This window comes from Streptomyces albicerus (assembly GCF_008905045.1).
In the GTDB taxonomy this organism is placed as follows: Bacteria; Actinomycetota; Actinomycetes; order Streptomycetales; family Streptomycetaceae; genus Streptomyces; species Streptomyces albicerus.
The window spans coordinates 1-11,430 of the sequence record NZ_VWMY01000145.1 but is presented as its reverse complement, the minus strand read 5'-3'; the positions used below and the strand labels follow the sequence as shown (position 1 = coordinate 11,430).

Sequence of the window (11,430 nt, the reverse complement as noted above, 5' to 3'; positions counted from 1 at the left end):
GCCGAATGCGGCATGTGGGGGACCCCGGACGAACGTGGAGGGGCGGGCCGATGGCGGCCCGCCCCTCCACGGGTGTATGCCGAGTGCTCCAACCCGGCTGTCCCCGGAGTTACTTCACCGCGCCCGCCATCACACCGGACACGAACTGCCGCTGGAACGCGAAGAACACGGCCAGCGGGATCACCATCGAGATGAACGCGCCGGGCGCGAGCGTCTCGATGTTGCCGGAGAACTGCCGGGTCTGTTCCGTCAGCGCGACGGTCAGCGGCCGTGAGCCGGTGTTCGAGAAGACCAGCGCCACCAGCATGTCGTTCCACACCCACAGGAACTGGAAAATGCCGAGCGACGCGATGGCGGGTGCGCCGAGCGGCAGGATCACCGTGGTGAAGAGCCGGGTCTCGCCCGCGCCGTCGAGCCGTGCGGCTTCCAGCAGTTCGCGGGGGATCTCCGCGAAGAAGTTCCGCAGCAGGAAGATCGCGAACGGCAGGCCGAAGCCCACATGGAAGAGGACGACACCGATGATGCTGCCGAAGATCCCGAGGTCGCCGAAGAGGTCGGCCAGCGGGATCAGGGCCACCTGCACCGGCACCACGAGCAGCGCCACCACGACCAGGAACCACCAGTCGCGGCCCTTGAAGTCCATCCAGGCGAAGGCGTACGCGGCCATGGCGCCGATGACGACGACCAGAGCGGTGGCCGGCACGGTGATCCACACCGTGTTGAGCAGGGCGTCGGTGATGTCCTCGTTGCCGAGCAGGGTCGAGTAGCTCTCGGTGGTGATCTGGGACGGCCGGCTGAAGACGTCCCACCAGCCGGAGGCGGCGATGTCGGTCGGGTCGCGGAACGACGAGGCGAGCAGCCCGACCGTCGGCGTCACCCACAGCAGCGCGGTGAGGATCAGGAAGACCCGCATCACGCCGCCGGCCGCGCCGCTCGCCAGTCGGGAGACCAGCGAGCGCCGCGGCGGACCGGCCGCCTCTGCGGCCACCAGGGGTTCTTTCACGGGTACGGAGGGTGCGGTCACCGTCGTCGCTCCCTTCGCAGTCGGCGGATGTTGACGACCATCACAGGCAGCACGAGCAGCAACAGCACGATGCCGATCGCACTGCCGAGGCCGAGGTCGCCGCCACCGCCGAAGGACGCGTTGTACAACTGCAGGGCCAGCACGTTGGCCTCGTCCTGGGTGGGTTGCGGGGCGATGATGAAGATGAGGTCGAAGATCTTCATCACGTTGATCATCAAGGTGATCAGGACGACGATGAGGACCGGCGCGAGCAGGGGAACCGTGACCCTGCGGAACACCTGCCACTCGTTGGCCCCGTCGACCCGGGCCGCCTCGATGAGGTTGCGGTCCACTCCGGCGAGACCCGCCGCGATCAGTACCATCGCGAAGCCCGCCCACATCCAGGCGTACGCGCCGATGACCGCCGGTGTGACCAGGCTCGGGCCGAGCCAGTCGACGCCGTTGTAGGGCGCTGAGAAGTTCGAGGCGGGAAGCCGGAGTTGGGCACCGGCGGCCTCGGCCGGCAGCGTGAACGTACCGTCGTCGCCCGCCTTGGCGGAGGCCACGACCTTGCCGTCCTTGACCGCCTCGACCTTGATGCCCGGCATGGCCTTCTCGCCCGCGTCGATGGCGCCCTTCGCGCCACCGCCGCCCAGCTTGAAGTCCAGCCAGACCGTGCCGGACACCCCGTCGCCCGCGGCCTGGGCGGGCTTGGCGTCCCCGGGGGAGTCGGGCAGCTTGTTCGGGGCGATACCGACCAGCGGGAGCAGGGCCGGGGAGCCCGCGCTCACCGTGCCCGTGGACGTGAAGGAGCCGCCTCCGGACGCTTTGAGATCACTCTCCGTGGACGGGCGCGCCTTGGGATAGACGGACGACTCGGCGAAGGTGTCGTGCACCCCCACCACCACGGCGTTGGCCACGCCTTGGTCGGGGTCCGCCTCGTAGACGAGCCGGAAGATGATGCCCGCGGCGAGCATGGAGATCGCCATCGGCATGAAGACGACCATCTTGAACGCCGTTGACCAGCGCACCCGTTCGGTCAGCACGGCGAAGATCAGGCCGAGCCCGGTGACCAGGGCGGGCGCGACCGCGACCCAGATCGCGGTGTTCTTGACCGCGGTGAACGTGGCGTCGTCCGCGAAGATGTCGCCGTAGTTCTCCAGGCCGACGAAGACCGAACCGTCGGCGTCGTACAGACTGCGCCAGACCGAGTACCCGATCGGGTAGACCACGAGCGCGCCGAGCAGCACGAGCGCGGGCAGCAGGAACAGGCCTGCCACCCACGGCCGCGTACCCATCACGCTCTTGCGTTTTCCGGCGGGGGGCACCGGTCCTGCCGGGCCCCCCGCCGTCGCCACCTGCGACGACATCGGCTGCCGTCAGCCCTGGTACGCCTTGGCGGCGGCCGCCTCGAGCGCCTGCTGCGCGCCCGCGACGTCCGAAGGCGTCTTCAGGAAGTCCTGCAGCGCCTTCCACTCGCCCTGGCCCTGGGTGCCACCGAAGGCTGCCGGGGCCTGGTCGGACATGTCGAAGCGGAAGTCGTCGCCCGCGGCGATCAGCGCCTTCGCGATGTCCCGGGCCACGTCGTCCTTGTAGGTCTCCTGGTCCATCTCCTTGTTGGGGGAGATGAAGCCGCCCTGCGCCGCCCAGATCTCGGCCGCGTCGGTCGACGCGAGGAAGGTCAGCAGTGCCTGCGAGGCCTTGTCGTCCTTCAGGGCCACGGCCACGTCACCGCCACTGACCACCGGAGACTGATCGCCGACTGCCGGGAACGGGAAGACCTTCGCGTCCGTGCCGATCTTGGCCTTCGTGTCGGCGTTGATGTTCGCCGCGACGAAGTCGGCCTCGAAGACCATCCCGGACGGGGTGTCACCGGAGAAGGTGTTCGTCACCGACTTGGGGAACTCCGTGCGCAGCGCGCCGGCCCGGCCGCCCGCGATCAGTTCGTCCTTGCCCCACAGCTGGGCGAGCGTGGTCAGCGCCTCCTTCACGGAGGGGTCCGTCCACTTGATCTCGTGCTTCGCCAGCTGGTCGTACTTCTCCGGCCCCGCCTGGGAGAGGTAGACGTTCTCGAACCAGTCGGTGAGGGTCCAGCCGTCCTGTCCGGCGACGGAGACCGCGGGCGAACCGGCGTCCGACAGCGTCTGCGCGGTCTGGACGAACTCGTCCCAGGTCTTGGGCTCCTCGGTGATGCCGGCCGCCTCGAAGGCAGCCGTGTTGTACCAGATCAGCGACTTGTTGGCGGCCTTGGCGTAGACGCCGTACTGCTTGTTCTTGTAGGCGCCCAGGTCCTTCCAGCCGGTCGAGAAGTTCTTGTCGAGCTGCGCCTGAACCTCGGCGCCGAGGGGCTTGACCCAGCCCTTGTCGGCGAACTGGTGGAGCACACCGACCTGCGGCAGGAACGCCACGTTCGGCGGCTTGCCGCCCTGGATCTTCGTGCCCAGGAAGGTGGAGGTGTTGTTGCCGGTCGGTACGTAGCTGACCTCGGCGCCGGTGCGCTTCTCGAACTCGTCCAGCACCTTGGTGAAGTTGTCCTGCTCGGGGCCGGTCCAGACGGCCGCGACCTCCAGCTTCTGGCCGTCGAGCTTGGGGAGTTGAACACTGGCGGCGCTGTCACCGGTCTCGTTGCCGCCCCCGCCCCCGCCTCCGTTGTCGTCGTCTCCACCGCACGCCGTGAGCGTGAGCGCCATCGCCCCCGCGACGACGGCAGCCGCGGCCCTTGCGGTCCCGCTCCTCTTGTGCGATTTACGTGTACGAAGAGTGCTGCTGCGCATGACTTGCCCCGTTCTCCGTCGAACGTCCGGGTGCTGTCCCGTGCGCTCCCGGTGTACGCCCGTACGCTTGGCGGCGGCAAGAGCGCCTGCGCTGTCAAGGGCGTGATCGTAACCGCGTCGTGACCAGTGCGTCCGGGTTGGGCGGGGGTGGTCGCGTGGGGCTCTGCCCCAGACCCCGCTTCTGTGTGCAGGGTTGCTCGTCCGACGTCGGGTGCGGGTTGGTGGGGGCTGGTCGCGCAGTTCCCCGCGCCCCTGACGGGGCACGCCCCAGCCCCCAGGGGACGGGAATGGGTAGGGGCGGCGGGGGCGAAAACCGTCCGAGCCGCGACCCGGCGCTACAGAAGCGAGGGAACCTCCGTCGCCGACACCGACCGTGCCGCCCGCTCCAGGGCGCTGGCCAGCAGGGCCAGGTCCGTGGGCCCGTTGCCCAGTTCGCGGACGGGCCTGCGCGCCGGCGGGTCCCCCATCCTCGCCCAGTCCAGCGGCACGACCGTGGGCCGCAGCGTCGCCGTACGCGGGATACGGCCCGTGACACGACCACCCTGGAAGGGAATTGACCGCCCGGTCGGCCCGCCGCTGAGCCGACCGCGTCCGGGCTGGGGCTCCTCCGGCCCGGACAAGGGAGCCTCCAGCACGACCCGGAGCGCGGCCCGCCGGGCCAACTCCGTCTCGTCCGTACGGACTCCGCCCCCCGTCGCCGCCACAAGATGCACCCCGAGCCGCTCCCCGTCCCGCGCCACGGCCTCCAGCGCCCGTACGACAGACCCGGCCGCCGGCCGCCCGGGGGAGCCGAGCGCGGGTGAGAGCAGGGCGTCCAGGTCGTCGACGACCACGACGAGCCGGGGAAGCGGCGGCCCCGCGTCCGGGCGCGTCCGGGTCGCGGCGGGACGCAGCCGGAGAGTGGAGCTGGGCGGCGCTTCGAGGTCCCCGGCGCCGGAGGCGGAGCCGGTCGCGGAGGTCCTGGTCGCCGAGCCGCCCGAGCGCTGGGCGACGACCCGGCCGGGCACCTCCTGCCGGGTGTGCCACTCGGCGAAGTCGAGCCGGCCGAGCAACTCGGCCCGCCGCTTCAGCTCGGCGGACAGCGACTGGGCGAACTCCCGCATCCGTACGGGGTCATGGGCGCCCAGATGCGTCGTGACATGGGGCAGGTCCGTGCACACCTGGAGCCCGTCCCCGCGCGAGGCCGTGCCCCCGGTGCCCGTGCCGTCCCGGCCGTCGACCAGCACGATGCCGAGCCGGTCCGGCCGCTCCGCGGCGGCGAGCGACGCGGCGACGGAACGCAGCAGCTCCGTACGCCCGCTGCCCGACGGGCCCTCGATGAGCAGATGCGGGCCGTCCTGCGAGAGGTCCACGCAGACGGGTCCGCGCGGCCCGGCCCCGAGCACGGCCGTGGCCCGGCCGCCGAGCGCCTCCGTGTCGTCGGCCGCGTCCGCCCAGCGGGCCATCAGCGACGCCGGGGTCGCCCTCGCCAGGCCCAACTCGTCCAGCAGCCGGGCGGCTTGGGGCAGCGGCGCGGACACGCGCGGGTGCCGCTCACCGGCCACGCCGTCCGCGCGCAGCGGGGCGAGGGCCCGCGCGAAGCGCTCGGCCCACGCCATGGACACGGCGTCCACCGCGGCGACCGTGCCGTGACCGACGGGGCCGCCTTGCGCGGTCTTGGAGGAGCCGCCGTGCGGTGGCTTGCCGGGAGCCACGCGCAGCAGGCGCAGCGCCGTGGCCACATCCCCGCTGAGCAGCGCGACGGCCCCGCACTCGCGGAACGCCGGCGAGGTCGCGCAGGCCGCCTCGTACGTGTCCGTCACCGGTGAGGCGGGCGACGCGGCCGGCGTCTCGGCGAGACAGATGACATGGATCCCGGCCTGGGGCCCCTCGGCCGCGAGCCGCGACACGGCTTCCCGTACAGCGGCCGACCCGGGATCCCCGTCCACCACGACAACGGTGTGAGGACCGGGCCACTCGCTCTCCGCCGGATCGTCGGACCGCGCCCAGGAGGGCCGCCGGGCCCGGCCACGGGCCGCCGCGTCACCGGCGAGGGTGCCGCTGGGGAGTCCCAGGTGGGTGGTATTGCTGTCGCGGGCGGAGGGGTGGGTGGCCCGGGGCGCCGGGGAGCCGGAACCGCCGACCTCTCCGGTGAGGGCCGTGCCGTCGTCCGACGGGTGCCTCGGGCGGGTGCCACCGGACGAGGGTCCGGGGTGGCCGCCCGCGCCGCCGTCGTGGCCCCGCTCGGCGCCGGGCTCCCGCTCGCCGCCGGACTGCCGTACGGCCGAGAAGGCCCCGCTGTCGTCCGGTGAGCCGCCCCCGAGGCGGAACGCTCCGGTGGAGGACCCGCAGGCCCGGCCCGTCTCCGCCAGGTGGTCCTCCAGACGGCGGACCAGCTCCTCCGTACGCGCCGTCGCCTGTTCGCGGTCGTAGGCGAGGAGGAGGCGGCAGTCCTGGCCGTGGGTGGGGCGGAGGTGGGGAAGCCAGCCGAGCCAGGACCACTCGGCCGTGCGCTCCTGCGGGGAACGCGAGCGGTCCGTGCTGATCAGGGTGATTTCCAGCGTGTCGGGGGAGTGCAGCGCGGCGAGCTGGGCCACCACCGCGCGGGCGAGCCCCGAGAGGCGGCCGCGCGGCCCGGCCAGGCCCAGCGCCCCCACCTCCCGCAGGTCCGCGGTCACCGGCACCGCGGGCAGCAGGCCGGAGCCGTCGGGTGCGCTCCGGTCCGCCGTACCGAGCCGCACCGTGAGGGTCTCCGGGTGGCCTGGCCCGCGCTCCCACAGCCGAGGGCCCGGGCCGAGCGCGGTCAGCAGGAGCGCGGCGTGATCGGGCCACCGCTCCGGCTCGGGCGTGCCCTCGGGGTGGGGCTCGGCGGAGGGGGGCGTGTACTCGTCGTACGCGTCGTCCTCCGGGTCCGGCTCGTCGCTCCTGCCGCCCGTCAGCCGCCGGGCCCACCCGGAGAGGCCGCCGCGTCTGCGCACTCCGCGCGGCACGGTCGTCCCCCGGAGGGGAGTGCCTTTCCGCCTGCCCTCACCGGAACCCGAGGCGTCCGGACCCTCCTCGGACACCGCCCCGGATTCCGTGCTCTCGATCCTCGGCGCTCCGCCCTGCCCCGGCACGACATGCGGTTCGGCGGGCGCGTGCGCCTGGGCGCCGTGAGTCCCGCCTCCGGCGGCACCCCACCCGGCCGTGCCGTAGCCGTGATGCGTCTCGGCGGTGGGAGGCGCGGCCTGGGAACCGGGCGCGTCCGAGGAGCCCGCGTCGCTCTCGCCACGTCCGTCGCGCGCGTGGGGCACTATCGCGGCTCCGGCTCCGGGCCGTGCCTCGCCGGGAGCCGGGTGAGGTGCCACCACCGGCTGCTCCCGCACGGGCTCCTCCGGCGCCACCACCACCCGTACATGCCCCTCGCCGTCCGGTGCGGTCTCCCGCACGGGAGTCGGCTCGCCCGCCGGGGCGAGCCGCAGTGCCGACTCGCCGACCCGCAGCAGCGCCCCCGGCGTGAACCGCACCGGGCGCTCGCCCACGCGTCTGCCGTCCAGCGTCGTGCCGTTCGTGGAGCCCAGGTCCGCGACCGAGACGTGGCCGTCCGCCGCGACCGTCACGGCGCAGTGCAGGCGGGAGACGTCCGGGTCGTCCAGAGGCACGTCGGCCTCGCCCGAGCGGCCGATGTCGATCCGGCCGCCGTGCAGGAGATGGACGCCTCCGGCGTCGGGCCCGGCGACCACGCGCAGCTGGGCCGCGGCGGGATCGACGTCGGGACCGGGCTCCGCGGGGGCGCCCAGGGACAGCACGGCGCCGTCCATGAGAGGTGGCTCACCCAGCGTGCAGCGCTGCGCGTCCAGCCGCTCCGCTCCCGCGTACAGCACCCCGGCGCCCTCGCCTCCGACCGCCGAGGCGAGGCCGGAGGCCACCGCCGCGAGCGCGGTCCCGGCGGGTGCTGTGACCAGCACGTCGCAGGACGCCGGGCGTCCCTCGGGGCGCGTCCCCAGCGGGTCTACGACGGTCAGCCGGATCTGCATCGCCGTCAGCGGTCCCTTCTGTCGCGGGCGCCCGCGACGGGCTGCCCGCGGTCCCCCACCGCAGATTCCCCCACCGCACACGGGCACGTCGGCCAGTACTGAAGGCATCCTCGCACCTGCCACTGACAACACGCCCGCCCCGCACCGGCAAGTGATCTTGATTGGTCGGCTCTGCCCGCAAAAGTGCCTGACCAATGCCCGGTTGAGATCGGTCACGTCAAGGTCCGGCAACCAAAGCACCCAAAGCGAGCGTCTTTTCATCGAACACATACGGGAACGCCCTACGTAATGCATGGGCAGGCAGGGCCGGGGAAACCGCAGCAGGACGACAACCCGGTGCCGGCTTCAGCGGCACTACAGTGGGTCGGAACCACCTGTACCACGGTGGACGGATCAGCCAAGCAAGCAGCAGGGAGCGCATGACGTGCGGCCGGTAGGCAGCAAGTACCTGCTCGAGGAGCCGCTCGGGCGCGGCGCCACGGGCACCGTCTGGCGAGCCCGCCAGCGCGAGACCGCGGGCGCCGAGGCGGCCGTGCCCGGCCAGCCGGGCGAGACGGTGGCGATCAAGGTCCTCAAGGAGGAGCTCGCCAACGACGCGGACATCGTGATGCGGTTCCTGCGGGAGCGCTCTGTTCTGCTCCGCCTGACCCACCCGAACATCGTGCGCGTACGGGACCTCGTCGTAGAGGGCGATCTGCTCGCCCTGGTCATGGACCTGATCGAGGGACCCGACCTCCATCACTACCTGCGCCAGAACGGGCCGTTCTCGCCGGTCGCCGCCGCCCTCCTCACCGCCCAGGTCGCCGACGCGCTGGCCGCCAGCCACGCCGACGGCGTCGTGCACCGCGACCTGAAGCCCGCGAACGTCCTGCTCAAGCAGGACGGCGGCCAGATGCACCCGATGCTGACCGACTTCGGCATCGCCCGCCTCGCCGACTCCCCGGGCCTGACCCGCACCCACGAGTTCGTCGGCACGCCCGCGTACGTCGCGCCCGAGTCGGCCGAGGGCCGCCCGCAGACCTCCGCCGTCGACATCTACGGCGCCGGAATCATGCTGTACGAGCTGGTCACCGGCCGTCCGCCGTTCGGCGGCGGGTCCGCCCTCGAGGTCCTGCACCAGCACCTGAGCGCCGAGCCGCGCCGCCCCTCCACGGTCCCCGACCCCTTGTGGACCGTCATAGAGCGTTGCCTGCGCAAGAACCCCGACGATCGGCCCAGCGCCGAGAACCTCGCCCGCGGTCTGCGTACGGTCGCCGAGGGCATCGGCGTGCACGCGAACTCCGCGCAGATCGCCGCCGCCGAGGGCGTGGGCGTACTGCTCGCCCCGGACCCGGCGCCCGCCTACGTGCCGGGCGACCCCGGGGCCGCCGATCCCACGCAGGTGCTTCCGCAGGGCGCCGGCTCGTACGACCCGAACGGCGCGACCAGCGTCCTGCCACACACCGGCGCCGCCGACCCCACCGCCGTACTGCCCCACCGTGGCGCGGCCGACCCGACCGCGGTGATGCCGCCGGTGCCGCCGAACCAGCCCGGCGGACAGCCCGAGGAACCGCACCCCTGGCAGAACCAGCTGCGTGCGGCCCGCGACCGCAATGAGCCGACGCAGGTGCAGTCGTATGTCGACCCGAGCCAGGATCCGCTGCGGCGGCGTCCGCAGCGGCAGGTCGCACGCCCGCAGCAACAGCCGCAGCAGCCGCGCCAGCGGCCCCAGCAGCGGCCGCCCCAGAACCAGCCCGGGTACGGCTATCCGCAGGGCCAGCCGCCGCAGCAGCCACAGGGGTACGCCCCTCAGCAGCAGCCCCAGCGGTACGCGCCCGCGCCGCAGCAGCCCCAGCAGCCCGCGCCGCGGCCGCCGCGGGAGCCCCGTCAGCCGCGGCAGCGCAGCGCCAACCCGATGAAGATCCCCGGGCTCGGATGCCTCAAGGGATGCCTGTTCACGATCATCATCCTGTTCGTGGCCAGCTGGCTGATCTGGGAGCTGAGCCCGCTCCAGGACTGGATCGGGACCACCAAGGGGTACTGGGAGCAACTGTCGGACTGGTACGGCAATGTCTCCGGGTGGATCGAGGACCTGGGCGGAGGATCCGGGCAGTAAGCCCTTTTAGGTGGCAGTAAGCCTTTTCAGGTGTTTCAGGAGATTGCCCCTTGAAATCCCCAGAACCGCGGTGCGGTTCTGGGGATTTGTCGACACCTGGGGGGTGATTTCTGCCTCCGAAGCGAAGGTTGGCGCTACGGGCGCGTAGTTTTAGCGACAACACGCGTCCGTAGGAGCAGTCTTGGTACGGAAGATCGGCAGCCGGTACACCGCGAACCAGATTCTGGGGCGGGGCAGCGCCGGCACGGTGTGGCTGGGTGAGGGTCCCGAGGGTCCCGTCGCCATCAAGCTGCTGCGCGAGGACCTCGCGTCCGACCAGGAGCTCGTGGGCCGTTTCGTCCAGGAGCGGACGGCTCTGCTCGGCCTCGACCACCCGCATGTCGTCTCGGTACGGGACCTCGTGGTCGACGGCAACGATCTCGCGCTGGTCATGGATCTCGTACGCGGCACGGATCTGCGGACCCGGCTCGACCGGGAGCGGCGACTCGCGCCCGAGGCGGCCGTCGCGATCGTCGCCGACGTCGCGGACGGACTCGCCGCCGCCCATGCCGCGGGAGTCGTCCACCGCGATGTGAAGCCCGAGAACGTGCTGCTCGACATGCAGGGACCCCTCGGACCTGGTGGATCACATCCCGCGCTCCTCACGGACTTCGGGGTGGCCAAGCTCATCGACTCGCCGCGGCGGACCCGTGCGACGAAGATCATCGGTACGCCGGACTACCTGGCCCCGGAGATCATCGAGGGCCTGCCTCCCCGGGCGGCCGTCGACATCTACGCGCTGGCGACCGTGCTGTACGAGCTCCTCGCGGGATTCACGCCGTTCGGCGGCGGGCACCCGGGGGCGGTTCTGCGTCGGCACGTCACCGAGACCGTGGTCCCGCTGCCCGGGATTCCCGAAGAGCTGTGGCAGTTGATCGTGCAGTGTCTGGCGAAGGCGCCGGCGTCCCGGCTGCGGGCGTCCGAACTGGGCGAGCGGTTGCGGGAGCAGTTGCCGTTGCTGGCCGGGATGCCGCCGCTGGACGTGGACGAGCCGGAGAGCGAGGCGGAGGCCGGGTATGAGGACGCACCGGCGGCGGAACCGGAGGCTCCGCGGGAGCGGGTCCGTCGTGGGGCCGTTCCGCTGGTCCCCGGGGCCGCGCCCGACTCGAACCGGGACACCCACACGTCGATGCGGGTGCCCGGGCCGGACGAGCTGGCGGGCGGCGCCCGAGGCACGGCCCGCGCGCCGCGCGCCGCGGGTGCCCCACGGCCGGGCTCGGCCCGCCACCGCGCGTCAGCCCGACGGCGTCGGATCACGCTCGGGGTGGCGGGGGCGGCCCTCGTCGCGGCCGTAGGGGTGGGCACGTGGCTCGCCGCGTCGGGGGACGACGCGGGCGCGACACCTTCGGACACGGAGAACTCGGCGCCTGCGACACCGTGACGACTGCCTTGTCTGTCGGCTTCGGGCGGTGGTGTGGGGGTTCGCGGTGATGTGCCGGGTGCGGGTGAGTGGGGGCTGGTCGCGCAGTTCCCCGCGCCCCTGGGTAGGTGAGGCCTGGGCCCCGTAAGGGGCGCGGGGAACTG

6 protein-coding genes are annotated in these 11,430 nt (G+C 72.7%); 2 read left to right on the top strand and 4 right to left on the bottom strand.

Annotated features, from left to right (window positions below; genetic code table 11):
- Window positions 1-109 precede the first annotated feature (109 nt).
- The 4 genes from GAS53_RS53305 to GAS53_RS53290 all read right to left on the bottom strand — a co-directional run bounded on the left by GAS53_RS53305 (window position 110) and on the right by GAS53_RS53290 (window position 7,772).
- A complete protein-coding gene (locus GAS53_RS53305; RefSeq protein WP_151485049.1) occupies window positions 110-913 on the bottom strand; it encodes a carbohydrate ABC transporter permease in 804 nt (267 codons plus the stop codon).
- Window positions 914-1,020: 107 nt separating this feature from the next.
- A complete protein-coding gene (locus tag GAS53_RS53300) occupies window positions 1,021-2,373 on the bottom strand; it encodes a carbohydrate ABC transporter permease (protein ID WP_151485048.1) in 1,353 nt (450 codons plus the stop codon).
- Between the two features lie 9 nt (window positions 2,374-2,382).
- Entirely contained in the window at window positions 2,383-3,777 is a 1,395-nt protein-coding gene (locus GAS53_RS53295; RefSeq protein WP_151485047.1) for an ABC transporter substrate-binding protein, read from the bottom strand.
- A gap of 335 nt (window positions 3,778-4,112) precedes the next feature.
- Window positions 4,113-7,772 (bottom strand): FHA domain-containing protein, encoded by a 3,660-nt coding sequence (locus tag GAS53_RS53290; RefSeq protein ID WP_151485046.1) that lies wholly within the window; start codon window positions 7,770-7,772, stop codon window positions 4,113-4,115.
- A gap of 424 nt (window positions 7,773-8,196) precedes the next feature.
- On the opposite strand from GAS53_RS53290, the gene GAS53_RS53285 reads away from it, so the two are divergent.
- A complete protein-coding gene (locus GAS53_RS53285; protein WP_151485045.1) occupies window positions 8,197-9,867 on the top strand; it encodes a serine/threonine-protein kinase in 1,671 nt (556 codons plus the stop codon).
- 181 nt (window positions 9,868-10,048) lie between these two features.
- Window positions 10,049-11,287 (top strand): serine/threonine-protein kinase, encoded by a 1,239-nt coding sequence (locus tag GAS53_RS53280; protein ID WP_151485044.1) that lies wholly within the window; start codon window positions 10,049-10,051, stop codon window positions 11,285-11,287.
- Window positions 11,288-11,430: the final 143 nt, after the last annotated feature.